The 24225-nt window shown below is 73.9% G+C and carries 25 protein-coding genes; 17 read left to right on the top strand and 8 right to left on the bottom strand.

Annotated elements, in window-relative coordinates:
- The first annotated feature begins 80 nt into the window (after positions 1–80).
- Positions 81–1271 (top strand): phage tail sheath family protein, encoded by a 1191-nt coding sequence (locus QMG39_RS09580; RefSeq protein ID WP_281884411.1) that lies wholly within the window; start codon positions 81–83, stop codon positions 1269–1271.
- A 100-nt stretch (positions 1272–1371) separates the two neighbouring features.
- Here the strand turns inward: QMG39_RS09580 and QMG39_RS09575 are convergent, their stop codons facing one another.
- The 3 genes from QMG39_RS09575 to QMG39_RS09565 form a co-directional block, all read right to left on the bottom strand.
- Positions 1372–2010, bottom strand: a complete 639-nt coding sequence (locus QMG39_RS09575) for a hypothetical protein (RefSeq protein ID WP_281884409.1) — start codon at positions 2008–2010, stop codon at positions 1372–1374.
- A 122-nt stretch (positions 2011–2132) separates the two neighbouring features.
- Positions 2133–3854, bottom strand: coding sequence for an amidase (locus QMG39_RS09570; RefSeq protein WP_281884408.1), 1722 nt, complete (start codon positions 3852–3854; stop codon positions 2133–2135).
- Positions 3851–4903 carry an agmatine deiminase family protein gene (locus QMG39_RS09565; RefSeq protein ID WP_281884406.1) on the bottom strand — a complete coding sequence of 351 codons (1053 nt, stop codon included), beginning with the start codon at positions 4901–4903 and terminating at the stop codon, positions 3851–3853. Before QMG39_RS09565 ends, QMG39_RS09570 begins: the two co-directional genes overlap by 4 nt.
- Before the next feature lie 117 nt (positions 4904–5020).
- Here QMG39_RS09565 and QMG39_RS09560 point away from each other — a divergent pair, with 117 nt between their 5' ends.
- From QMG39_RS09560 to QMG39_RS09540, 5 genes are all read left to right on the top strand, one after another.
- The gene (locus tag QMG39_RS09560) at positions 5021–5659 is read left to right on the top strand and encodes a TetR/AcrR family transcriptional regulator (protein WP_281884403.1); all 639 of its coding nucleotides are present in this window, start codon (positions 5021–5023) and stop codon (positions 5657–5659) included.
- A gap of 99 nt (positions 5660–5758) precedes the next feature.
- Entirely contained in the window at positions 5759–6277 is a 519-nt protein-coding gene (locus tag QMG39_RS09555) for a hypothetical protein (protein WP_281884401.1), read from the top strand.
- Positions 6278–6423: 146 nt separating this feature from the next.
- Positions 6424–6954 (top strand): hypothetical protein, encoded by a 531-nt coding sequence (locus QMG39_RS09550; protein WP_281884399.1) that lies wholly within the window; start codon positions 6424–6426, stop codon positions 6952–6954.
- Positions 6955–7089: 135 nt separating this feature from the next.
- On the top strand, positions 7090–10650 hold the full coding sequence (locus QMG39_RS09545) for a TM0106 family RecB-like putative nuclease (protein WP_281884397.1): 3561 nt from the start codon (positions 7090–7092) through the stop codon (positions 10648–10650).
- A gap of 43 nt (positions 10651–10693) precedes the next feature.
- A complete protein-coding gene (locus QMG39_RS09540; RefSeq protein ID WP_281887232.1) occupies positions 10694–10936 on the top strand; it encodes a glutaredoxin family protein in 243 nt (80 codons plus the stop codon).
- 9 nt (positions 10937–10945) lie between these two features.
- Here QMG39_RS09540 and QMG39_RS09535 read toward each other — a convergent pair whose 3' ends face one another.
- On the bottom strand, positions 10946–11941 hold the full coding sequence (locus QMG39_RS09535; RefSeq protein WP_281884395.1) for an LLM class F420-dependent oxidoreductase: 996 nt from the start codon (positions 11939–11941) through the stop codon (positions 10946–10948).
- A gap of 108 nt (positions 11942–12049) precedes the next feature.
- Here QMG39_RS09535 and QMG39_RS09530 point away from each other — a divergent pair, with 108 nt between their 5' ends.
- A complete protein-coding gene (locus QMG39_RS09530) occupies positions 12050–12448 on the top strand; it encodes a hypothetical protein (RefSeq protein ID WP_281884393.1) in 399 nt (132 codons plus the stop codon).
- 31 nt (positions 12449–12479) lie between these two features.
- Here the strand turns inward: QMG39_RS09530 and QMG39_RS09525 are convergent, their stop codons facing one another.
- Positions 12480–13919 carry an FAD-binding oxidoreductase gene (locus QMG39_RS09525; protein ID WP_281884391.1) on the bottom strand — a complete coding sequence of 480 codons (1440 nt, stop codon included), beginning with the start codon at positions 13917–13919 and terminating at the stop codon, positions 12480–12482.
- A 244-nt stretch (positions 13920–14163) separates the two neighbouring features.
- Here QMG39_RS09525 and QMG39_RS09520 point away from each other — a divergent pair, with 244 nt between their 5' ends.
- Both QMG39_RS09520 and QMG39_RS09515 read left to right on the top strand, forming a co-directional pair.
- Positions 14164–15219 (top strand): LLM class flavin-dependent oxidoreductase, encoded by a 1056-nt coding sequence (locus QMG39_RS09520; protein WP_281884389.1) that lies wholly within the window; start codon positions 14164–14166, stop codon positions 15217–15219.
- Between the two features lie 202 nt (positions 15220–15421).
- Entirely contained in the window at positions 15422–15892 is a 471-nt protein-coding gene (locus tag QMG39_RS09515) for a hypothetical protein (protein WP_281884387.1), read from the top strand.
- Between the two features lie 110 nt (positions 15893–16002).
- Here the strand turns inward: QMG39_RS09515 and QMG39_RS09510 are convergent, their stop codons facing one another.
- The gene (locus tag QMG39_RS09510) at positions 16003–16416 is read right to left on the bottom strand and encodes a transferase (RefSeq protein WP_281884385.1); all 414 of its coding nucleotides are present in this window, start codon (positions 16414–16416) and stop codon (positions 16003–16005) included.
- A gap of 208 nt (positions 16417–16624) precedes the next feature.
- Between QMG39_RS09510 and QMG39_RS09505 the strand changes: the two genes are divergently transcribed.
- The 5 genes from QMG39_RS09505 (at position 16625) to vapC (ending at position 20759) form a co-directional block, all read left to right on the top strand.
- Entirely contained in the window at positions 16625–18487 is a 1863-nt protein-coding gene (locus QMG39_RS09505; protein WP_281884383.1) for an ABC transporter ATP-binding protein, read from the top strand.
- Positions 18484–19449, top strand: a complete 966-nt coding sequence (locus QMG39_RS09500; RefSeq protein WP_281884381.1) for an energy-coupling factor transporter transmembrane component T family protein — start codon at positions 18484–18486, stop codon at positions 19447–19449. The genes QMG39_RS09505 and QMG39_RS09500 overlap by 4 nt, the downstream gene beginning before the upstream one ends.
- Positions 19450–19488: 39 nt before the next feature.
- On the top strand, positions 19489–20073 hold the full coding sequence (locus QMG39_RS09495; RefSeq protein ID WP_281884379.1) for an ECF transporter S component: 585 nt from the start codon (positions 19489–19491) through the stop codon (positions 20071–20073).
- An 84-nt stretch (positions 20074–20157) separates the two neighbouring features.
- Positions 20158–20355 carry a type II toxin-antitoxin system VapB family antitoxin gene (locus QMG39_RS09490; RefSeq protein ID WP_281884377.1) on the top strand — a complete coding sequence of 66 codons (198 nt, stop codon included), beginning with the start codon at positions 20158–20160 and terminating at the stop codon, positions 20353–20355.
- Positions 20355–20759 carry a type II toxin-antitoxin system VapC family toxin gene (gene vapC / locus QMG39_RS09485; protein ID WP_281884375.1) on the top strand — a complete coding sequence of 135 codons (405 nt, stop codon included), beginning with the start codon at positions 20355–20357 and terminating at the stop codon, positions 20757–20759. Before QMG39_RS09490 ends, vapC begins: the two co-directional genes overlap by 1 nt.
- Positions 20760–20834: 75 nt before the next feature.
- On the opposite strand, the gene QMG39_RS09480 is transcribed toward vapC, so the two are convergent.
- The gene (locus tag QMG39_RS09480; protein ID WP_281884373.1) at positions 20835–21791 is read right to left on the bottom strand and encodes an FKBP-type peptidyl-prolyl cis-trans isomerase; all 957 of its coding nucleotides are present in this window, start codon (positions 21789–21791) and stop codon (positions 20835–20837) included.
- Between the two features lie 96 nt (positions 21792–21887).
- Here QMG39_RS09480 and QMG39_RS09475 point away from each other — a divergent pair, with 96 nt between their 5' ends.
- From QMG39_RS09475 to QMG39_RS09465, 3 genes are read left to right on the top strand one after another with little or no spacing between them, the layout of a single operon-like run.
- Positions 21888–22709 carry a class I SAM-dependent methyltransferase gene (locus QMG39_RS09475; protein WP_281884370.1) on the top strand — a complete coding sequence of 274 codons (822 nt, stop codon included), beginning with the start codon at positions 21888–21890 and terminating at the stop codon, positions 22707–22709.
- A gap of 60 nt (positions 22710–22769) precedes the next feature.
- A complete protein-coding gene (locus QMG39_RS09470) occupies positions 22770–23015 on the top strand; it encodes an AbrB/MazE/SpoVT family DNA-binding domain-containing protein (protein WP_281884368.1) in 246 nt (81 codons plus the stop codon).
- Positions 23012–23383, top strand: a complete 372-nt coding sequence (locus QMG39_RS09465) for a type II toxin-antitoxin system VapC family toxin (protein WP_281884366.1) — start codon at positions 23012–23014, stop codon at positions 23381–23383. Before QMG39_RS09470 ends, QMG39_RS09465 begins: the two co-directional genes overlap by 4 nt.
- 1 nt (position 23384) lies before the next feature.
- Here the strand turns inward: QMG39_RS09465 and QMG39_RS09460 are convergent, their stop codons facing one another.
- Entirely contained in the window at positions 23385–24221 is an 837-nt protein-coding gene (locus QMG39_RS09460) for a sulfurtransferase (RefSeq protein WP_281884364.1), read from the bottom strand.
- Between the last annotated feature and the right edge of the window lie 4 nt (positions 24222–24225).

Below are 24225 nucleotides of genomic sequence, written 5' to 3'. Positions count from 1 at the left end.
CGCAGCTTCTCGACGGGTCTCGACACCACCCCTCGTACACTCGGTCGTACCCGCCGAGCATCCGGGAGGAGGGCGCAGCGATGGCCGATCGGTTCCTGTCGCCGGGCGTGTTCGTGCGCGAGGTGCCGCAGCCCGGACCGCCGCCGATCACGCCGGTCGACACCGCGCTCACCGGGTTCGTCGGCGGCGCGACCGCGGGGCCACGCGACGAGCCCGTGACGATCGCGAGCTGGGGCGGGTTCGTGCGGACCTTCGGCGGGCTCACCGCGCGCAGCCATCTCGGTTACTCGGTGCGCGACTTCTTCCGCAACGGCGGACGGCGCGCGGTGGTGGTGCGGGTCGGCGCCGACGTCGGCACGGTCACCGACGACGACGTGCTCGGCGCGGACGGGCCGGCGCCCCGCGGCATCCACTCGCTCGCGATCTCGGAGCACCTCGGACTCGTGGTGGTGCCGCCGTACCTCAGCCCGGGCACGGCCCGGCACGGCGACCCGCTCGCGGCACTCGAGGTCGGCGCGCCCGTCGTCGCGGCCGTCGTCGACTTCGCCGCCCGTCGCCGCGCGACCGCCGTGCTCGACGCGCCCGCCGGCCTCGACCCGGCCACCGCGACGGCCGCCGATCTCGAGCGCTTCCCCGACAGCCCGGACGCTGCCGTCTACGCGCCCCGCGTTTCCGGCGCGGATCCGCTGCTGGGCGCCGACTCCGTGCGCGCGCCGTCGGGCGCGATCGCCGGGCTCATCGCGCGCACCGACGCGACCCACGGCGTGTGGAAGGCGCCGGCGGGCACGGATGCCACCCTGGCGGGCGTCGGCGGCCTCGCGACGCGCATGCGCGACCACGGCATCGACGCGCTCGCGCAGCTGCGGGTGAACGCCCTGCGCGAGGCGCCCGACGGCGCGGTGCTCGTCTGGGGCGCCCGCACGATCTCGTCCGACCCCGAGTGGAAGTACCTGTCGGTGCGCCGCACGGCGCGCTTCCTCGAGGAGAGCATCGAGCGCGGCCTCGCCTGGACGGTCTTCGAGCCGAACGACGCGCCGCTGCAGGCGCGCGTGCGCGCCATGGTCGAGCGCTTCCTCGACGACCTGTTCCGGGCCGGCGCGTTCCGCGGCCGGAGCGCCCGCGACGCCTACTTCGTGCGGGCGGATGCCACCACGACGACGCCCGCCGACGTCGCCGCCGGCCGCCTCAACGTGCTGATCGCCTTCGCGCCCCTGAAGCCCGCCGAGTTCGTCGTCATCCGGGTGGCCGCCCGCACCGCCGTCGCTCCCTGACGGCTCCCTCCCGAGAACATGCAAGATCGGCCGGTCCGCGCCGGGAACATGCAACGCGATGGCGTGTCGCACGGCGTTGCATGTATTCGAGAGGGGGACCTCAGGCGTAGTGCGCGCCGTCGGCGGCCTCGCGCGCCTGCTTCACCTCGAACGCGACCTCGCGCATGAGCAGCCGCATGCGCCGCTCGCGCCCCTGCTCGTAGTCGGGGTCGTCCTCGTAGCGGTGCCAGGTCTCGGCCGACCGCCGCGCGATCTCGCCGCCGATCTCCGACCACGCGTCGTCGCGCGCGAGCTTCACCAGCACCTCGACCGACTGCGCGTTGTCGCGGATCACGCGCATGCGCGCCGCCACCGCGGTGTTGACCTCCTCGCGATGCTCGAGGTTGTGCAGGTCGCGCGAGCGGTAGTCGTGCTCGTGCTTCGCCCGGCCGGGCAGGCTGAACGCCTTGCGGCGCACCTCCTGCACCCGCTCGGCCGACCGGTCGAGCTCGTCGATGAGATCGTCGAGCACCTCGCGCGCGACCTGCTGGTAGCGCTCCGTGTCGAACGCGTCCTCGCCGCGCAGCGCGCCGACGATGATGCGGTTCTTCAGCGTCAGCCGGGCGCTGTAGCGCGCGACCATCACGCCGTCGTCGATCACGTGCTCGCGCAGCGGCTGGTCGGGGTTGATGTCGGGCGCGCGGTACGGCGCCATCTTGCGCCGCTTGGGCCGGCGGCGGAACAGGTCGGTCCAGCCCATCGCCGCCCCCTCTCCGCTCGTCCCGACGCGTGCAATCCACAGCGTATCGCCGCAGCCCGGGGCGATGGCGGGCGGCGGCAGGGCGACGGATGCCTCGGACTACCGTCCGCCCGCCCTCGCGATCAGCGGCCGACGAGCGGCGGCGTCCGCGGCGGCGACGTGCGGCGCGACCCGGTCGCCTCGAACGCGGCGGCGAGCGCCAGCAGCGCGGTGTCGTCGTAGGCGCGCCCGGCGAACGTGAGGCCCACGGGCATCCCGATGTCGGCCATCGTGCCCATCGGCACGGTCACCGTGGGGATGCCGAGGTGGCGGGGCACCAGGTTGCCGTTGGCGACCCACGTGCCGTTGCGCCAGGCGAGGTCGGCGGATGCCTCGTCGACGTCGGCGTCCGCCGGCCCCACGTCGGCCACCGCCGGGAAGACGACCGCGTCGATGCCGAGCCCGTCCATCCACTGCTCGAGGTCGACGTGCCGGGTCTCCTCGAGGCCGCGCAGCCCCTCCTCGAGGTGCGGGATATCGGTGAGCGCCCGGCCGGGGTGCTCGCGCACGCGCGCGGGGTAGTCGGCGATGTCGTCGTCGAACCCGGTGTAGCGATCGGGCAGCGCTCCCTCGGGCTGCGGGAAGATGCGCGCGCCGTCGACGCCCGCGAGGCCGGGCAGGTTCGGGTCGCCGTTCGCGCGCAGGAAGTCGTCCCACGCCCACGCCGACAGGTCGACGATCTCGCTCCGGAGGAACTCGGGGCTCACGAGCCCTCGCGTGAACACGGTCGGGGCGCCGGGCCGGTCGCCCTCGTAGTTCGTCACGGCCGGGAAGTCGACCTCGACGACCTCGGCGCCCGCGGCCTCGAGGTCGCGGCGCGCGGCCTCCCACAGGTCGATCACCGAGGCGCGGGTCTCGATGCGGCGGCCCGTCGGCCCGCCGATGCCGGGGTGCTCGGCGGTGCCGGCCTCGGGGTCCGCGTTCACGTACATGCGCGGCACGCCGACGCGCCGGCCCGCGAGCGCCTGCGCAGCGGCATCCGCCCCGTTCGGCGCCAGCGCTGCATACGACTCCGGCCGCACCGACGATGCCGCGGGCAACGCGACCCACGGCTGCGCGCGCCAGAAGTCGCCGCGCGTCTCGGGGTCGTCGGCGACGATCACGTCGAGCACCGCGAGCAGGTCGTCCATGGTGCGGGTCTGCGGCACGACGACGTCCATGGTCGGCACCAGCGGCCAGTTGCCGCGCACCGAGATGACGCCGCGCGAGGGCGTGTAGGCGCAGAGCGCGTTGTTCGAGGCGGGCGCGCGGCCCGACGACCAGGTCTCCTCGCCGAGCCCGAACGCGGCGAACGAGGCGGCGGTCGCGGTGCCCGAGCCGTTCGACGAGCCCGACGCGAACGCGGCCGTCAGGTAGTCGGCGCTGTACGGGCTCTCGGCGCGGCCGTAGACCCCGCGCTGCATGCCGCCGTTGGCCATCGGGGGCATGTTGGTGAGGCCGAGGCAGATCGCCCCGCCCGCGCGCAGCCGCGAGATCGCGAACGCGTCGTCGCCCGCCACGAGGTCGGCGAACGCCGGACTGCCCGCCGCGACCGTGAGCCCTCGCACCGCGTACGAGTCCTTCGCGGTGTACGGGATGCCGTCGAGCGGCCCGAGCACCTCGCCGCGCGCGCGGCGCGCATCGCTCTCGCGCGCCTCCACCAGCGCGTCGGGATTCGGCACGACCACGGCGTTCAGCCGGATGCCGCCGCGATCGAAGTACGCGATGCGCGCGAGGTACGCGAGCACGAGCTGCTCGCTCGTCGCGCGGCCGTCCTCGAGCGCGGCCCGCAGGTCGGCGATGGACGCCTCGTGCACCTCGATCATCGGTCGCCCTCCTCCGAGCCGGCGGCTGCGACCGCCGGCTGCTGCTGCGTGATGCAGTGGATGCCCCCGCCGCGCGCCAGGATCTCCCGCGCGTCGACCGTGACGACCTCCCGCCCGGGGTACGCCTCGGCGAGGATCTCGGCGGCCGCCGCATCCGCCCGCTCCTCCCCGTAGCCGCAGGCGATGACGCCGCCGTTCACGACGAGGTGGTTCACGTAGCTGTAGTCGACGAAGCCGTGCTCGTCGCGCAGCGTCGCGGGTGCGGGCAGGTCGATGATGTCGAAGCGGCGCCCCGCGGCATCCGTCTGGGTCTCGAGGAAGGCCCGCAGCTCGCGGGTCACCTCGTGGTCGGGGTGCTCGGGATCGTTCTGGGCGTGCAGCAGCAGGCGGCCGGGCGAGGGGATCGTCGCGACCATGTCGACGTGGCCGCGCGTGCCGAAGTCGTCGTAGTCGCGCGTGAGGCCGCGGGGCAGCCAGATCACCTTCGTCGCGCCGATGGTGCGCGCGAGCTCGTCCTCGACGCGGGCGCGGTCGGCGTAGGGATTGCGACCCGGGTCGAGCTGCACGGTCTCGGTCACGAGCACGGTGCCCTCGCCGTCGACGTGGATGCCGCCGCCCTCGTTCACGAGCAGCGACGAGACGACCGGCACGTCGACCTGCCCGGCGACGAAGCGCGCGATCTCGCGGTCGTGCTCCCAGCTCGCCCAAGCCGGCGCGCCCCAGCCGTTGAAGACCCAGTCGACCGCGCCGAGCGCGCCGTCGTCGCCGACCACGAACGTCGGGCCCATGTCGCGCATCCAGTAGTCGTCGAGCGGGGCCTCGACCTGCGCGATGTGCCCGCCGAGCATGCTGCGGGCGTGAGCGGATGCCACGGGGTCGACCACCATCGTCACCGGCTCGAACTCCGCGACGGCGTGGGCGACCGCGGTCCACGCCTCGCGGGCGCGGTCGCCGTCGGCCTCGGATTCGCCGAGGGTGAGGTTCGGGCGCGGGAACGCCATCCACGTGCGCTCGTGCGGGGCGGTCTCGGATGGCATGCGCCAGGTCATGGGTCCTCCTCGGGGCGGGCGTCGGCGTCTGGAGCGACCGACGCGTTATTGATCATATGGTCAACAACCGGCGCGGCGCACTCCCCCGGAGGCATCCGTCTGCCTAGACTGCTCGCAATGACTCGTACGCTTCGCCGGCGCGCCGGCAGGAAGTCGCCCGAGGCTCGGGGGGAACAGATCCAGGCCGCGGCGCGCGCGCTCGCGCTCGACCAGGGCCTGTCGGCGCTCACGCTGCGCAGCATCGCGGCCCGCATCGACGTCACCCCCGCCCTCGTCTCGCACTACCAGCCGAACATGGACGCGCTCATCGCCGCCACCTTCACCTCCATCGTCACCGAGGAGGTCGAGGAGGTCGCCGCGATGCTCGCCGAGCAGCCCACGCCGACCGCGGGCCTCGCCGCGCTGCTCGACACGCTGCTCGACGCCGAGCGCGACGACGTGACCGTCGTGTGGGTCGAGGCGTGGTCGATGGGCCGGCACAGCGATGCGCTCGCGACGGCGGTCCGCGCCGAGATGGACGCCTGGCACGACGTGCTGCGCGCGCTCATCGAGGCCGGCGTCGCGGCGCGCGAGTTCGAGACGGATGCCCCCGACGCCGTCGCCTGGCAGCTGCTCGGCATGATCGACGGGCTGAACGCCCAGGCGCTCGTGCGCTGGGGCGACCCGGGGGAGCGCGGCTCGATGATCGGGCGCGCGGTCGAGGGGATGCTCGGGCTGACGCGCGGCGCGCTGGCACCTGCGACGATCCGCAGGTGACGCGACGCGGGCTGTCAACTATTGTTGATCCGCTGCGCGTCTCGAGGCCCGGGGTGGGTGTCGTTCGGAACCTGCGGAGCACCGAACAGGGGGAGCGAAATGGTCGATTCGACGGATGACGCGGGGACGACCGCGCCCGCCGGGCTGACCCGCCGCTCCGTGGCGAAGGCCGCAGCGTGGTCGGTGCCGGCGATCGCGGTCGCGGTCAGCGCCCCCGCGTACGCCGCGAGCGGCGGCAGCGGCGCCCCGACCCGCCCGGTCGTCGTCAGCGCGGCCTGCGGATCCCGGAACACGGGGACCTTCCGCATCGACGTCGGCACCTTCGCGGCGGGCGAGCAGATCCAGATCACCCTCACGCACACCGGCAGCGGCTCGTTCTCGGCGACGCCGCAGTTCACCCACACCGGGTCGGGCAACGGCCCCTACGTCATCACCGGAACGGGCGCCGACTTCGACGGCATCATCGACGTCGCGTTCTCGCTCGGCCAGAACGGCACGGGCACCGTCTCCATCGTGGTCGCGGGACAGAACGGTCTCACCCTCACCGGCGACCTCACCTCGGCGATCACGAAGCGCCGCGACGGCAACAGCAACAACTACATGTGCAGCACGGCCTGACGCGACCCGTTGCAAACGGACCAAAGCGGCCACAACGCTGGCGGCGGCCGTATCCGCTCCCCTAGTCTGAGCGGAGCGCCGCGGCACGGTCGCCCTCGGTGCATCCAGTAGACGGGTACCAGACGTCCCGAGCGCAGGAGCCGTGCATGCACGACGCAGCAGACGCACCCCGCACCCCGCACTACCGACGAATCGATGAGCCGACGGGCCTCACCCGCCGCGCGCTGGCGAGATCGGCCGCCTGGTCGGTCCCCGCGATCGCCGTCGCCGCGACGGTCCCCACGGTCGCCGCGTCGGCTGAGGCTCCCGCGGTTGCGGTCCGATTCCCGCTCTTCTCCTGCTCGACCATCCCCGAGTTCCACGCGGAGATCGCGACGGACCCGATCCCGGTGGGCGCGCGGTTCCTGATCTCCGTGACCACCGACGAGGATCTCGGACTGATCAGTGCCGGCATCCCCGCGCTCGGCATCGACCTGACATCCGGTCCCGCCACCGTGACCGGCACCGGCGCCGCATTCGCCGAGACGATCGACATCTCAGTCGCAATGGATCTCGAGGGCAGAGGGACCCTCCTGGTTTCGGTCAGCGCATTGTCCGGAATGACCTTCACGGGCACCACGGTTCGCGGCGCGTATCTGCTGAGGCCGGCCAGCACGGGGTGGGAGTGCTGCTGCTGACCGGCACCGTGTCGCGCCGCGCCGTCTGACGCGCCGGCCGCACCCTCGGGCGGCACGTCGACCGCTCCGCGCTGTCGCCCGTCGCCGCTACCGTGAGGGTGTCGGGACGCCCGAGCCCGGCAGGCGAGGAGCGGCATGTTCGTACGAGACGGCCGGGTCGTCACGAGCGCCAGCGACCTCAAGAAGGCGTCCGAGTGCGAGTTCGCGTTCCTGCGCGCGCTCGACGCGAAGCTCGGCCGCTGCGAACCCGTGCCCGACCCCGAGGACGCCATGCTCGAGCGCTCGGCGCGCCTCGGCGATGCGCACGAGGAGCGCCGGCTGGCCGAGTACGTCGCCCAGTTCGGCGACGGCGTCGTGCAGGTCGAGCGCCCCGACACCCGTGACGCCGACCAGGTGCAGGCGGCGGTGGATGCCACGAACGACGCGTTCGCGCGCGGTGCCGACGTGGTGTTCCAGGCGACCTTCGCGACCGACGAGTTCATCGGGTTCGCCGACTTCATCGTGCGCGACGCCGACGGCCGCTACCTCGTGCAGGACACCAAGCTCGCCCGCCGCGCCAAGGTGACCGCGCTGCTCCAGCTCGCCGCGTACGCCGAGCAGCTGGACCGCATCGGCGTGCCGCGCGCCGACACCGCCGAGCTGCTGCTCGGCGACGGCACCGTCTCCAGCCACCGCATCGACGACCTCATGCCCGCGTACCGGCTGCGCCTCGCGCGCCTCCGCCAGGTGATCGACGAGCGCCTCGCGGACACCGAGCCGGTCGCGTGGGGCGACGAGCGCTACGCGCTCGACGGCCGCTGCCCCACCTGCGACCTCGAGGTGCAGGCGCACCGCGACGTGCTGCTCGTCGCGGGCATGCGCGTCGGGCAGCGGACGCGGCTGGCGGCAGCGGGCATCCGCACCATCGACGAGCTGGCCGCGTCGCACGGCGAGGTCGACGGCATCGGCCCCTCGGTGCTCGACGGGCTACGCGAGCAGGCGCGGCTGCAGCTCGAGGCCGAGGCGGATGCCCCTGAGCCGGTGCCCGATCCCACCGACGCCGGCCCCGAGGCATCCGCCGCCCCGCCCGCACCCCCGCCGTTCCACGTGCGTGACGCGTCCGCGCTCGCTGCCATTCCCGAGCCCGACCCGGGCGACCTCTTCTTCGACTTCGAGGGCGACCCGCTGTACTCCGAGGGCGAGGGCTCCTGGTGGGGCATCGACTACCTGTTCGGCATGGTCGACGTCGACGAGCAGTTCACGCCCATCTGGGCGCACACCTTCGCCGAGGAGCGCCGGGCGCTCGAGGCGTTCCTCGCGTTCGTCGCCGAGCGTCGGCGACGCCACCCGGGCCTGCACATCTACCACTACGCGAGCTACGAGCGCACGCACCTGCTCGCCATGGCCGCGCGCCACGGCGTCGGCGAGGCCGCCGTCGACCAGCTGCTGCGCGAGGGCGTGTTCGTCGACCTCTACCCGATCGTGAAGCGCGGCGTGCGCGTCGGCAGCCGGTCGTACTCGATCAAGAAGCTCGAGCCGCTGTACATGGGCGACGAGCTGCGCGAGGCGGAGGTGAAGTCGGGCGGCGACTCGATCCTCGAGTACGTGCGGGCGCGCGAACTGCGCGCCACCGGCGACGCGGCGGGCGCGCAGGTCGTGCTCGACGACCTCGCCGACTACAACCGCTACGACTGCGTCTCCACGCTGCGCCTGCGCGACTGGCTGCTCGAGCGCGCCCGAGAGGAGGGCGTCGCGCCCGCGCCGCTGCCCGACGTGACCGAGGCCAGCGTCGAGTCGTCGCCACTGGCGGCGGAGCTGCTGGCCCGCGCCGGCGACCCGCTCGCGCGCGATCGCGACCCCGAGCGCACCGCCCTCGCACTCGCCGCCGCCGCGATCGACTACCACGAGCGCGAGCAGAAGAGCTTCTGGTGGGCGCACTTCTTCCGGCTCGAGCAGCCGATCGAGGAGTGGGAGGACACGCGCGACGTGCTCGTCGTCGAGCCCGCGGCCTCGATCGTGCTGCGCGACTGGTTCATGGAGGACGACTCGCGGCAGCGCAAGCCGCGCCGGCACGTGCTGCTGCGCGGCCGCATCGCGCCCGGCAGCCGGTTCTCCACGGGCGCCAAGCCCTTCGCCCTCTACGAGCCGCCGGCGCCGTTCGGCCCGGCCGGCGCACGCCCGACCACGCGCGCGACACTCCCCGTGAACGTGCTCGAGATGCGCGACGACGGCGTCGTGATCGAGGAGATCCTGCGTGACGACGCCGAGCCGTGGCGGGTGCTGCCGACCGCGCTCGCCCCGAGCGCACCCCCGAGCGCGGGCGCGCAGAAGGGCGCCATCGCCGAGTGGGCGCGCGACCTCGTGGCGACGCTCCCCGACTGGCCGCGCAACCCCGCGGCCGACATCCTCCGCCGCGTGCCGCCGCGCACGAAGCGCGGCGCGCTGCCGGCCGTCGCCGACCCCGTGGCATCCGTCACCGAGGCCCTGCTCGACCTCGACGACTCGTACCTCGCCGTGCAGGGGCCGCCCGGCACGGGCAAGACCTACGTGGGCTCGCACGTCGTCGCGCGCCTCGTCGCCGAGCACCGCTGGCGCATCGGGGTCGTCGCGCAGTCGCACGCGGTGGTCGAGCACCTGCTCGCGCGCATCGTCGAGGCGGGGCTCGACGATGCCCTGGTCGCCAAGGCGCCGAAGGACCCGGATGCCCCCGACCCGGCGTTCACCCCCATCGCGAAGAACGGCGTGGGGGAGTACACGCGTGCGCACGAGGCATCCGGCTACGTCGTCGGCGGCACGGCCTGGGACTTCGCCAACCTCGGCCGCTTCGGCCGGCGCAGCCTCGACCTGCTCGTCATCGACGAGGCCGGCCAGTTCTCCCTCGCGTCGACCATCGCCGTCGGCGTCGCGGCGCGCAACCTGCTGCTGCTCGGCGACCCGCAGCAGCTGCCGCAGGTGAGCCAGGGCATCCACCCCGAACCGGTCGACGGCTCGGCGCTCGGGTGGGTCGCCGACGGGCACGACGTGCTGCCGCCCGAGTTCGGCGTCTTCCTCGCCGAGAGCCGGCGGATGCACCCGGCGGTCGCCGAGTCCGTCTCGGTGCTGTCGTACGAGGGTGCGCTGCACTCGCACGGCTCGGCCGGGCTGCGTGCGATCGAGGGTGTCGAGCCCGGGCTGCATCCGCTGCCCCTCGCGCACCAGGGCAACGCCACCGAGTCGCCGCAGGAGGCCGCCGAGGTGGTGCGGCTCGTGGGGTCGCTGCTCGGCCGCGCGTACACCGAGGCGCACGTCGGCGCGCCGTCGGCGGCCGAGTCGCGACCGCTCGAGCAGGCCGACCTGATCGTCGTGACGCCGTACAACGCGCAGCTCGCGCTCGTGCGGCAGGCGCTCGACGAGGCCGGGTACGGCGACGTGCCGGTGGGCACCGTCGACAAGTTCCAGGGGCAGGAGGCGGCCGTCGCGATCGTGTCGCTCGCCGCCTCGAGCGCCGCCGAGGTGCCCCGCGGCATCGACTTCCTGCTGCTGAAGAACCGCCTGAACGTCGCGGTCTCGCGCGCGAAGGTCGCCGCGTACCTGATCTACTCGCCCGGCCTGCTCGACTACCTGCCGTACACGCCCGACGGGCTCACGCAGCTCAGCGGATTCATCCGGCTCGTCGGCCGGGAGCCCGCGGCGGCCGAAGCTGGGAATACCTCACAACTCGTCGGCGTAGTCTCCTGATGTGACTTCCCCTGCACCACAGCTTCAGCCTGCCCGCGTGACCATGTACGGCGCCGAATGGTGCGGCGACTGCCGCCGCTCCAAGGCGCTGCTCGACCGCCTCGACGTCGACTACGACTACGTCGACCTCGAGGAGGAGTTCGACGGCGCCGAGCGCGCCAAGGCCATCAGCGGCCGCACGCAGATCCCCGTCGTCGTCTTCCCCGACGGCACGCACGTCGTCGAGCCGACCGATGCGGAGCTCGCCGCGAAGCTCGACGAGCTCGCCGAGGCGCCCGCAGCGTAGCCGACCGGCTCAGGCCAGCGCGGGGATGACCTCGCGCTCGAACAGCTCCAGCCCCGAACGGTCGTAGGCCGCCTCGGGGAAGTAGTGGATCGAGTACCCGAGCCCGCGGTCGCGCATGTCCTGCAGGCGCTCGACCATCTGCTCGACCGTGCCCGTGCCGAAGGCGTGCTCGCCGCGGTAGGCGGCCATGTACTTCTCGACCGCGTCCGCCGGCATCGCCGACGCCGCCCGCGCCTCGATCGCCGCGAGCCGCTCGGCGACCTCCGCCTCGGTCTCGCCCACGACCGTGTTGTAGTTCGTGCTGCGCACGATCGCGTCGAAGTCGGTGCCGACCGCCTCGGCGTGACCGCGCAGCAGCTCGCTCCGCCGGCTGAAGTCGTCGGGGTCGCCGTTGCCGAAGTTCGTGTACTGCGCGTAGCGCGCCGCGATGCGCAGCGTCACCTTCTCGCCGCCGCCCGCGATCCAGAGCGGGATGCCGCCCGGCTGCAGGGGCTGCGGATGCACCAGCGCACCCGACACCCGGTAGTACTCGCCGTCGAGGCTGGCCTCGCCCGTCGACCACGCCTGGCGCATGAGCTCGACGCCCTCGCGGAGCATCCCGAGCCGGTCGCGCACCGGCGGGAACCCGTAGCCGTACGCCTCCCACTCGTGCTCGTACCAGCCACCGCCGATGCCCATCTCGGTGCGGCCGCCCGACACGATGTCGACCGTGGCCGCGACCTTCGCGAGGTACACCGGGTTGCGGTAGCCCATGCAGGTGCACATCTGGCCGAGCCGCACGCGATCGGTGACGGCCGCGAACGCCGACATGAGCGACCACGCCTCGTGGGTGGCCTCGGTGCTCGGCACCGGCACCGTGTGGAAGTGGTCGTAGACCCAGATCGACTCCCAGGTGCCTGCGTCGGCGTAGGCCGCGAGGTCCCGCATCACCTCCCACTGCCGGGCCGGCTCGATGCCGACGAGATCGTGCCGCCAACCCTGAGGAACGAACATCCCGAATCGCATGCTCCGAGCCTACGCACGCACGGCGGCCGTGGGGAGGCTCGCCCGCCGCGGCAAGCTCGGGGAACGCACTGATGCGCTCCCCCCGAGCCGGGCCATAGCGTCCGGTGCATGGTCGTCTTCCGCAAGCGCTGCACGTACGACGCAGCCGACTTCGCCGCGTACGCCGTCTACACCGGCGAGCGCCGCCTCGTGCACGTGACGGGCTCGGGCGTGTGCCCGACGGACGGCTGGGAGCTCGCACTGGAGGCCGAGCCCGGCCGTTCGGAGGCGACCGGAATGCTCGCACTCGCGCTGCGCGAGCGGCCCGCCGAGGGGCAGCGCGTGCGGGTGCTCACCCGGGTGCACGTCGACGACTGGTTCGAGTCGGCCCACGCGGGCGAGGTGCTCGTGCACACGCCGGCCGGCGACCTCCGCATCCCGATCGAGGAGCCGCACCCCGACCGCGTCCGCCCCGCCGAGCTCGACTCCGAGCCGGTGTTCCAGCTCCTCTCGGAGCCAACAGGCTGATCACTCGGCGGGACGGGTGGCGGATGCCGGCTCAGCCGATCGCGTGCGCCGGACGCATCACGCCGTCGGGGTCGACGCGTTCCCGCACGACTCGGAGCCGGGGGGCATCCGCTCCCCAGAACCGCTCGGGGTCTCGACCGGTCTCGGCGAAGTTGAGGTAGTCGAGGCCGCCCCGCCACGGCGCGAGGCCGGCGAAGAGCACGTCGAGCGCTGCGCGCACGGGTGCCGGGCCGTCGGGGAACGGCATGCCGCTCGAGAAGCACACGTACTCCGCGTCCAGGCCGGCGAGCACGCCGGTCGGGCCGTCGGCGACCGACGCACCCTCATCCGGGCGGAGCGCCCCGCCGACGTGACGCAGCTCCACGAACATCAGCCGCGAGGCGCCACGAACGCCCAGACCGCCGATGGCCGCGGCGATCGCGGCGTCCGGCAGCTCGTCGAGGAGGATGCCGTCGCCGGTGCCGGGCGTCGGGCCGGGCGGGTCCATGTGCAGGTGCATCAGCTCGGACACGGGCGTCGGGCCGAACGTGTCCATCTCCGGCTCGAGCGCACGCAGCGGCGCGACGAGCGCCGCGCCCTCCTCCGGCGTGCCCTGCACGACCCCGTCGACCACGACGACCGAGCGGCCGGCGAGGAACGGCGGCAGTTCGGGCATGTCGGGGAAGTGGAACAGGCGGCACGCGGTCGACGCGGTGGTCGGCACCGTCGTCGTGAGATCGCGCCACGCGGTGAAGACCTCGTGCGCACGCTCGGCGGGCCAGAGCATCATGCCGGCGAACACCTCGGTGATCGGGAAGAGGCGGCACTCGAGCGCGGTCACGATTCCGAGCCCGCCGCCACCGCTGCCGCGGAGCGCCCAGAACAGGTCGGGGTCCGTGTCCGCGTCCACGCGCCGCTGCACTCCGTCGGGCGTGACCAGCTCGATGGCGAGGACGTGGTTGGCCGCGAGACCGTGCGACCTGGCGAACCAGCTCACGCCCCCGCCGAGGGTGTAGCCGACCACGCCCACGTCGTGGGACGAGCCCGCGAGCGCCATGAGCCCGTGCGGGCCTGCCGCCGCGGCGACCGATTCCCAGGTCGTGCCGCCGCCGATGCGGGCGACGCGACGCGCGGGGTCGATCGAGATCTCGTCGAGCGCCGAGGTGCGCACGAGGAGCGTGTCGCCGAGGCCCTGCGCGGCGAGCGGCCCGGCGTTGTGGCCGGTCGACTGCGGGGCGATCCGCAGCCCGAGTTCGCGGGCGGCGGAGACGGCGTGCACGACGTCGGCGACGTCGACGGGGTGCACGACGGCGGCGGGGTGCTGGTCGGCCGAGAGGCTCCAGGCCTGGCGGGCGGCGTCCCAGTCGGGGTCGCCGGGCACGCTGAGCGTGCCGGCGAGGCGGTTGGCGAGGGCGGCGAGGCCCTCGGCGCGGGCGGTGCTCCGCTGCGCGTCGCGGTCCGTCGTCGACGGCCCGGACACAGGGGTGTTCACGGGGTGGTTCCTTTCCGATGGTGGCGCGTGGGATCGATGCCGGGGTGCGTTCCGCCACGGGGCATCCGATGTCAGGTGCAGCGGCTCGGCCGCTGCGCACGCAACGCTCATCGAACACCCGCGCATGCCGTGCGGCATCAGGGGCCGCACCGACCCCGTGGCGAGGCGGATGCGGCGGGCCCGCGCGCGGCGCGACCCCGCGACGTCCGGAATAGCCGCCCGCCCCGGCACGTTGGCCCGTGCGATGACCGCACCGCTCCACCTCTCCGTGCTCGACCTCGTGCCCGTGCGCGACGGCCAGACCAGCGCGCAGGCCGTCGCCGCCTCGATGCGGCTGGCGGCGCTCGCCGACCGGCTCGGCTACACGCGCTACTGGTTCGCCGAGCACCACAACATGCCCGCCGTCGCCTCGACGACGCCACCGGTGCTGATCGCCGCGGCGGCGGCGCGCACGGAGCGGATCCGCGTCGGGTCGGGCGGGGTCATGCTGCCGAACCACTCGCCGCTCGTCGTCGCCGAGCAGTTCGCCGCGCTCGAGGCACTCGCGCCCGGTCGCATCGACCTGGGGCTCGGCCGCGCGCCCGGCAGCGACGGCGTGATCACCCAGCTGCTGCGCATGTCGGGCACGACCAGCGACGTCGACCGGTTCGGCGACCACGTCGCCGACATCGCGGCACTCGTGCAGCCGGACGGCGCGACACTGCGGCTCACGAGCGGACGCGAGTACGCGGTGCACGCCACTCCCGGTGCATCCGGCGCCCCCGCCATCTGGCTGCTGGGCTCGAGCGACTTCTCGGCGCGGCTCGCCGCCGAGCTCGGGCTGCCGTACGTGTTCGCCTACCACTTCGCGGGCGAGGGCATCGAGCGGGCGCTCGAGCTCTACCGCACCGGGTACCGGCCGAGCGAGGCGCACCCCGAGCCGCGCACGTTCCTCACCCTCAACGCGTCGGTGGCCCAGACGCACGAGGAGGCCCGCGCGCGGGCGCTGCCGCAGCTGCGGGGCATGGCGCGCATCCAGACCGGGCGGCCGCTGCAGGCGCTCGAGACGGTCGACCAGGCGGAGGCCGCGACCCCCGACGCTGCGACGGCGCAGGTCGTCGCGGCGATGGAGCGCCGCTGGGTGATCGGGGCGCCCGGTGAGGCCGCGGCCGAGGTGCGGCGGCTGGCCGAGCGCTACGGCGTCGACGAGGTGATGGTCTCGCCCGTCGCGGGTGCGTACGAGCACGAGGGGGCGGATGCCTCGCCGGGCCGCGAGCGCACCCTCGAGCTGCTCGCGCGCGACGTCCTCCCGTCGGGGTGAGGCACTTTTCAGGAAGCGCCTGAGGCTCGGCGGCGATATGCTGCGTCGGCCGGCCGGCCGCGCAGCATCCGTGCGCCGCAGGCCCGGCCGAGGCAGCATCGAGCCACCAGTGCCGCCCGGGTTCCTGAAAAGCGCGCGTAACCCGCGGGCGCGCGCGGGCAAGTACGATCGAACCCAGGCGAGCGAGGCGAGGGGATCGCGCATGCGACGGGCACGAGGGAGCCGCCACCGGGCCGGGAGGCCGGCGTCGGCGGTGCTTGCCGCTGCCGCGCTCGTCGCGGCCCTGACCGCATGCGACCCGCACTCGGTCGCCGTGCGCACCTACGACGGCCCCGCCGAGGACGGCATCGCGACCCCCGCGCCGTCGGACGCCCCGGCCGGGCAGTTCGATCCCGGCGTCGCCTGGGTCGACGACGGCGAGCGCATCGCGCTGACCATCCCGGGCAGCTCGTCGTGCCCGTACGTGCCGACCGACATCAGCGTGCCCGACCCGTCGATCATCGAGATCGAGGTGGTCCGCACCGGCGGCGACGCCTGCACCGCCGACCTCGGCCTGCGCACGCACGAGATCCCCACGCCGCGCGGCGTCGCGAAGGGCGCGCCCGTGCGGGTCGAGGTCGTGGGCATCGGCGACTTCGTGCTGCCGCCGATCGGTCCGAGCGTCACGGGCTGACGGGCCGACGCGGCTGGCGGCCGCAGCCCCGGTAGGACGTGGTCGCCGGGCACGACGAAGGCCCGGCGACCGATGTCACCGGGCCCTCGTTCAGGGTGGAGTCGCGACGCTCAGGCGGCGAGCCCGTGCGCGCGCGCCCACGACGTCGTGTCGACGTAGGTGCCGTCGGGGACGACCACGTCGCGGTCGATCCGCGCGCCGTTCGCGATCTTCACGTCGGCGCCCACCTTCGCGTGCGCGCCCACGTCGACCCCGTGGCCGACGACGGTGCGCTTGCCGATGTGCACGTTCGTGCCGATGTTGACCCGCTCGCCGACGACCGCGTCGTGGTCGATCCAGCTGCCCGGACCGATCGACGCGTTCTTCAGGACCTTCGCTCCCGGGTCGACGTATGCCGTCGGGTGCACGTACGCCGTCGCATCCACCTTCGCTCCGGCGGCCACGAACCCGCGGCCGTTCACGTGCTTCCGGTACCGCAGGGTGACGCCGTGGTCGTCTTCGAACTCGACATAGGACTTGCCCATGGTGCCCTCCCTTCACCACGCGCGGGGCAGGGGAAATCGCGCGTAGCACTCGTACAACGCTGCGACGGCAACGTGCATTCCCGCTGAGTGGAATCCGAATGACACCTGTGTACTTCGGCCGCGGCGGGGTGACGTCACGCCGTTGGGATCCGGGCCGCGTGAGGTTAGGCTGGCCTAAGCTGCATCCGCCCTCACCGTCCGCGAGCCCATGACCCAGACGCCTCTGCTGCACCTCGACCGCGTGTCCATCCGGCACGACGGCGCGGCCCGCGCGACGCCGGACGACGTCTCCTTCGAGGTCGCGCCGGGCGAGGTCGTGCTCATCCTGGGGCCGAGCGGATGCGGCAAGTCGACGCTCGCCCTCGCGCTCGACGGGCTCGTGCCGCACGCGGTGCCAGCGACCCTCGAGGGCACGGTGCGCGTCGCCGGGCTCGACACCGCCGAGCACCCGGTGGGTGCGCTGAGCGCGCACGTCGCGATGGTGTTCCAGGACCCGGACGCCCAGGTCGTCACCGGCACCCTGCTCGACGAGGTGTGCTTCGGCCCCGAGAACCAGCTGCTGCCCGCCGACGAGGTGCTCGCCCGCGGCGAGCGGGCGCTGCGACGCGTCGGGCTCTGGGAGCGGCGCAGCGAGAACCCCGACCGCCTCTCGGGCGGGGGCCGGCAGCGCCTCGCGATCGCGTGCGCGCTCGCGATGGCGAGCCCCGTGCTCGTGCTCGACGAGCCGACCGCGAACCTCGACCCGGCCGGCATCGACGAGGTCTACGCCGTGCTGCGCGAGCTCGCGCGCGACGACCGGCACGCCATCGTGCTCGTCGAGCACAACCTCGACCAGGCGGTCGACCTGATCGACCGGGTCGTCGTGCTCGACGCCGACGGGCACGTCGTCGTTGACGGACCCGCACGCGAGGTGCTCGCCGGGCGGGCGCGCGAACTGCTCGACCACGGCGTGTGGCTGCCGGTCTCCACGCTCGCGGCGATCCGCCTCGCCGACGCGGGCGTGCCCATCGACCCGCTCCCACTGACCCCCGCGGAGCTGGCCGCCGCCCTCGACGCGGTGCCCGAGCTTCCCGCACCGCTGACGGATGCCGCGCCGGTGCGCGCCTCGACGCGCGACCCGCGCCCGCAGGTCGCCGCCCGCACCGCGGCGTCCGACGGCCCCGCCATCCGCGCACGCGGACTCGACGTGCGCCGGGGCGGCAGGCGCGGCCCCGTCGTCGTGCACGACGTGTCGCTCGACGTCGAGCGCGGCGAGTTCCTCGCGATCGTCGGCACCAACGGCGCGGGCAAGACCACGCTGCTGCAGGCCCTCGCCGGCGTCGTCGTGCCGCCGCAGGGCACCGTCGACGTGCTCGGACTCGACCCCGCGCGCACCGATGCGCGCACGCTCGCCCGCAGCATCGGTTTCGTCTTCCAGAACCCCGAGCACCAGTTCCTCGCCCACACGGCGGCCGACGAGCTCGACCACGGGCTGCGCGTGCAGGGCGTGCCCGAGGAGGAGCGCGCGCCGCGCGTCGACGAGATGCTCGAGCGGTTCGGACTCGCGGAGCACCGCGAGCAGCATCCGTTCCTGCTGTCGGGCGGGCAGAAGCGCCGCCTCTCGGTCGGCACCGCGCTCATCGCCGGGGCGCCGGTGCTCGCCCTCGACGAGCCCACCTTCGGCCAGGACCGGGAGCGCGCCGCCGAGCTGCTCGGCATGCTCGCCGACCTGAACGCCGTCGGCACCACGGTCATCGTGGTCACCCACGACCTGCAGCTCGTCGCCGACTACGCCACGCGGGTGGCGGTCATGCGCGACGGGCGCATCCTCGGGCACGGTCCGACGGGCGCCGTGCTCGCCGGTCCGCTCATCGACGAGGCCGGGCTGCGGCACCCGCCGCTCGCGCGCGCGACCCGCGCGCTGACCCGCCACCCCGACTGGCACGGTGTGAGCCGCATCGCGCAGCTGCCGGTGGCCGCTCCCGGGCGGGCGGCGAGCGCACGGCGCGGCGGGGCCGGCCAGCAGGGCACGCCGGCGACGGGCGACACGGCCGGCTCCGGGGCATCCGACCGCATCGGGGCGAACCGATGAGCGCGCCCTCGACGAACCCGGCGGGCACCGCAGCGTCGGTCGCCCCCGGCCACGACGACGGGCTCGGCACCGCCTCGGCGGGTCGCCGCGGCCGCGGCGAGGGCGTGCGCATCGACCCGTTCGCTCCGAAGCCGCCCGCGCCGGCGTGGCGCTTCCTGCACCACCTCAACCCGCTCGCGAAGGTCGCCGCCCCCCTGCCGGTGATGCTGCTCATCATCTTCACGCGCGGCATCGCGATCCCGCTCGCGTTCATCGTGCTCGTCGTGGTGCTCCTGCTCGTGGGCGCGCGCCTCAGCGGCCGGCTCACCGCCGCGCTCGTGGTCGGGCTGCCGGTGGTGATCGCCCTGATGGGCGTGAGCTTCGGCCTCTGGGTCGACGCGTCGCGCATCGACCAGGGCTCGCCCGCGGCATCCGTCGTGCTGCTCGAGATCGGCGACTGGCGGTTCACGCTCGCCGCCTACCTGGTCGGCCTCGCCACGTCGCTGCGCATCGCCGCGCTGCTCGCCCTCGCGCTGCTGTCGGGCCTCACGACGTCGGGGCCCGAGCTCGTGCGCTCGATGGTGCAGCAGCTGCGCGTGCCGTACCGCATCGGCTACACCGCGCTGGCCGCGTTCCGGTTCGTTCCCCGGTTCGGCCACGAGCTCGAGGTGATCCGCCAGGCGCATCGGGTGCGGGGCACGGATGCCGGGCGCGGGCCGGTCGCCGCGGTGCGACGCACGATCGGCTACGCCGTGCCGCTGCTCGCGAGCGCCATCCGCCACGCCGAGCGCGTCGCCCTGGCGATGGACGCCCGCGCGTTCGGCGCGCACCCCACCCGCACGGAGCGCTACCTCGTGCCGTGGCGCGCACGCGACACCGTGTTCGTCGTCGCATTCTGGGCCGTCGCGATCGCCCTGTACTGGTGGGGCATCTCGTCGGGTCTCGGCACGCTGACGCCCAGCCGCTCCGAGATCACCGCCTGACCTCGTTCCGTTCGACCCACCCCACACCCCAGGAGACCCATGCGCTTCACGACCCGCCTGCTGATGACCTGCGCCGCGATCGGCGCGGCCGGCGGCCTGCTGCTCATCCCCGTCAACAACGCCGCCGCCGCACTCGCGAAGGTCGTGCCGCTCGCCTACGCGGCGGGCGTGGGCCTCTACCTGCTGCCGTTCGTGATCGCGCTCGCGCTGCTGCGCCGCCCCGGCGTGGGCGTGCTCACCGCGCTCATCGCCGGGCTCGTCAACGTGCCGTTCACGCCCTACGGGTTCTCGGCCGTGGTCACGTGCCTCATGATCGGCATCGCGCTGGAGGTCCCGTTCCTCGTGAGCCTCTACCGCTACTGGAAGCCGTGGGTCTTCTACGTCGGCGCCGGCGCGTTCGCCGCGCTCTACTCGACCGTGTCGATGCGCAGCCTCGGCGTGATCGACTTCGCGCCCGCCGTGCAGGTCGTCTTCGTCGTACTGCTCGTCGTGAGCGCGGTCGCCGCGACCTGGCTCGGACGGTTCATCGCCGCGCGCCTCGAGCACACCGGCGTCGTGCGCGGGCTCGCGCGACCCGAGCCGGTTCGGGCGCCGGCCGAGGCATCCGCCGACGCCATCGTCTGAGATCGGGCCTCCGCCCGCGCCGAGACGTCACCCGGCTCGGTCTTACACATGACCATGTGTAGACTCGTGTGCGAGGTGATGCACATGGCGACGAACCTGGCGATCGACCCCGAACTGCTCGACCACGCGTTGCGGGTGGGCGGCGAGCACACGAAGAAGGCCACCGTGACCCGGGCACTCGAGGAGTTCATCGCACGCCGCGAACAGGCGCGCATCCTCGACCTCATCGGCGCGGTCGAATGGGATCTCGAGTTCGACTACAAGGCCGAGCGCTCCCGCTGATGGCCCTGCTGGTCGACACGAGCGTCTGGTCGCTCGCGCTGCGCCGCGACCGCCCGGAGCGGGTCCCCGAGGTCGACGCGCTGCTCGCCGCACTCAGGGGAGCGGAGATCGTCTCGACGACCGGCGTCATCCTGCAGGAGCTGCTCCACGGCGTCCTCCCAGCGGCGGCACGCGCGCAGATCATCGAGCGCTTCGCATACGTACCGATGCTGCACCCCGACCGGGACGACCATGTCGCCGCCGCGGAACTCCGCAACACCTGTCGTCGCGGTGGGGTGCAACTCGGCACGATCGACGCGCTCATCGCCCAGTTGGCGATCCGCCACGGCCACGTGGTCCTCACCACCGATCGCGACTTCGTCCACGCTTCGGCCCACGTCGACCTGCGGGTCTGGACGGCCTGAGACCCGGTTCGAGGCGCCAGACGAGCGGAGCCGCCCACCCCGTCGGGGTCGGCGGCTCCGTCGCGTCGGGCGGGATCAGCCCGCCGCGGGCGCGGTGTCCTCGATGTCGATCAGGAAGACGAGCGTCTGGCCCGAGAGCTCCTGGCCGGCGCCCTCCTCGCCGTAGGCGTAGCGCGGCGGGATGGTGACGATCAGCTGCGTGCCGACGGTCTGGCCGACGAGCGCGGCGCCGAAGCCCTCGATGACGCCGGCGGTGCTGAAGCTGATCGGGTCGCCGCCGTAGCTCTGGTCGAAGACCTCGCCGGTGTCCCAGCTGATGCCCTGGTACTGCACGGTGACGGTGTCGCCCTCGCCGACCTCGGCGCCGTCGCCCTCCTCGAGCACGGCGATGAGCAGGTCGTCCGACGGGTCGGTGTCGGGCAGGGTTACGGTCGGCACGCCCGCGTCGTCGAACGACACGTCGGGCACGTCCTCGGTCCAGTCCTGCGGCACCGCGGGCTCGATGCGGTCGACCAAGTCGGTCACGATGACGACCGTGTCGCCGCCCGCGATGCCGATGTCGGCGTTGCCCTCGTCGCCGAAGAGCTCGTCGCTCGGCGCGATGGTGACGGTGCGGGTGCCGACCGGCAGGCAGTCGATGCCGGCGAGGAACGCCGGGAAGATCGACGCGTCGGCGACGGTCAGCGTGGCCTCCTGCGAGAACGCGAGGTCGCCGGTGCTCCCCGAGAACACGCTGATCTGGGCGGTCACGGCGTCGCCGATCTCGGTCGCGTCGCCGTCGCCCTCCTCGACGATGGTGCGCTGCAGCTCGTCGGCGTCGAGCGGCACGTCGAACTCGGTCGTGGGCTCCACGCCGAAGTCGCCCGAGACGGTGACGGAATCGCTCTCGGCGCCGGAGGCGACCTCGAGGCACCCGCCGGCCTCGGTCGTGGCGTCGGGCTCGGTCTCGTCGGCCGCCGCGCAGCCGGCGAGCAGCAGGGCGGAGGCGGAGAGCAGTGCGATGGGTGCGGCACGGCGCAGGGTGCGATGCATGGAGGTGCGTCTCGATTCGTCGTGGGTGTGCGTACAGTCTGGCGCGTCCCGCTATCAAATTCCTGAATCGGATGCCGCTGGTTCACAATGGGGCACATGGGGGAAGCGGCGACGACGCCTGCGTACGCCGAGTCATTCGCCGAGGCGGCGGACGATTTCGGGGTGCTCGGGCCGCAATTGTGGGAACCGGTCTCGACCGCGACGATCGTGCGCACGAGGCCGATGCCGGGCGAGCGCGTGCTCGACGCGTGCTGCGGCGACGGGGCGTCGGCCCTGCCGACGGCCGAGCTCGTGGGCCCGGAGGGGCACGTCGACGCGGTCGATGCCGCCCGGGCGATGATCGACCGGCTGGTCACGCGCGCGGGGGGAGACCTGCCGCAGCTGCATCCGCACGTCGGCGACGTGCTGGAGTGGGACGAGGACGGGTACGACCTCGTGCAGTGCGTGCTCGGCGTGTTCTTCTTCGACGACCCTCGCGCCGGTGCGCGGCACCTGGTCGAACTCGCACGGCCCGGTGGGCGCGTGGGGCTCACGGTGTGGGCGCCCGGCGCCATCGACGCGCTCGCGGAGGTGCTGTTCGAGGCGCTCCTTCCGCACCGGCCCGAGCTCGCCGACCTCGACCCCGACGACGCCTCGCCGGTCATGCGCTCGGCCGCGACGCCGGGCGCCCTCGCGGTGTGGATGACCGGGCTCGGCCTGGTGCAGGTGCGCGCCGACGCGGTGCCGCGCACGCTCGAGCTCACGCCCGAACTCGCCTGGGGCTTCGCCCGCGGCACGGGCATGCGGGCGCTCTTCGGCGACCTCGGCGAGGAGACGGTCGAGGAGGTGCGCACCGCCTACCTCGCGGCGCTCGCCGAGCGCGAGATCGAGCGTGTCGACGTCGGCACGCTCGTCGGGGTGGGCCGCCGTCCCGAGTGACGGAGTGGTACAGAGCACCCGCGTGTACCACTCAACTCTCGACGGTGGTACCGTGCCGGCATGACGACCACGCACTACTCGACGCTCGGTGATCGCGGCCGGTTCGTGATCCCCGCCGAGCTGCGCGCCCATCAGGGCTGGGAGCAGGGCACGCCGCTGCTGCTCATCGAGACGGATCGGGGCGTGGTCCTGGCGACCCGCGAGCAGGTGAAGCGGCTGCTGCGCGAGCAGCTCGCCGGGACGAGCCTCGTCGAGGAACTCCTCGCCGACCGGCGGGCCTCAGCACGCGCGGAAGACACGGCGTGAGCGTCCTCGACGCGTCCGCCGTGCTCGCGTTCCTGCACGGCGAGCCCGGGGCGGACGTCGTCGAGGCCGAGTTGCTCGGCGACGGCACCTGTGCGGTCGGCGCGGCGAACTGGTCGGAGGTCGCGCAGAAGGTGGCCGGTCGCGGCGGCGACTGGGCGCTTGCCCGCGCGCTGCTCGAGAGCTACGGAACGAGGGTCGAGCCGGTCACGCAGGAGGATGCCGAGCATGCCGCGACGCGCTGGCGCGCCGGCTCGGGCCTCTCGCTCGCCGATCGCCTCTGCCTCGCGCTCGGCCGCCGCCTCGGCGCGGACGTGCTCACCGCCGATGCCGCGTGGGGCGCCGACCCGGGCATCCGCCAGATCCGCTGACCTACGCCCCGCCGGTCTCCACGGGGCGGCCGGGGGTGTTCGCCCACTGGCTCCACGAGCCGGGGTACAGGGCCGCATCGAACCCCGCGATCGCCAGCGCGGCGACGGCGTGCGCCGCGGTCACGCCAGATCCGCAGTACGCGGCGACGGGGCGCCCGGCAACGACGCCGAGGGCCTCGTAGCGCGCGCGGAGCGCGTCGGCCGGGAGGAATCGGCCGTCGGCGTCGAGGTTGCCGGCGGTGGGGGCGGATGCCGCGCCGGGCACGTGTCCCGCGATCGGATCGACCGGCTCGACCTCGCCGCGATAGCGGGCGGCGGCGCGCGCGTCGAGGAGCACGCCGCTCCGCGGCATCCGCTCGGCCCCGTCGATGTCGACCACCGGCAGGTGCCCGTAGCGGGCGGTCGCGTCGCCGGGCGTCGGTACCGCGTCGCCCGTCTCGAGCGGGAGCCCGGCCGCGCGCCAGGCCGCGAGTCCGCCGTCGAGCAGGCGCGCGTCGGCCACACCGGCGTGCCGGAGGAGCCACCACGCGCGCGCCGCAGACTGGTTGCCGAGGTCGTCGTACACCACGACGGCGTCGCCCGTGCGGATGCCCCAGCGGCGCATCGACTCGGTGAACGCCGCTTCGTCGGGCAGCGGGTGGCGCCCCTCGGCCGGCTCGTGCTCGGGTCGCGCGAGCTCGGTCTCGAGCTCGACGAAGACCGCGCCCGGGAGGTGCCCCGCCCGGTACGCAGGCCGACCGTCGGGCTCGGCGAGGCTCCAGCGCACGTCGAGCAGCACCGGCGGCGTCGGCCCGCCGAGCGCCCCGGCGAGCGCCTCCGCGGTGATGATCACGTCCATCCCC

The sequence above is a fragment of the Agromyces rhizosphaerae genome, from assembly GCF_027925245.1.
Taxonomy (GTDB): domain Bacteria; phylum Actinomycetota; class Actinomycetes; order Actinomycetales; family Microbacteriaceae; genus Agromyces; species Agromyces rhizosphaerae.
Note: the sequence above shows the minus strand (reverse complement) of the source record. Positions and strands in the feature narration are given on the sequence as shown.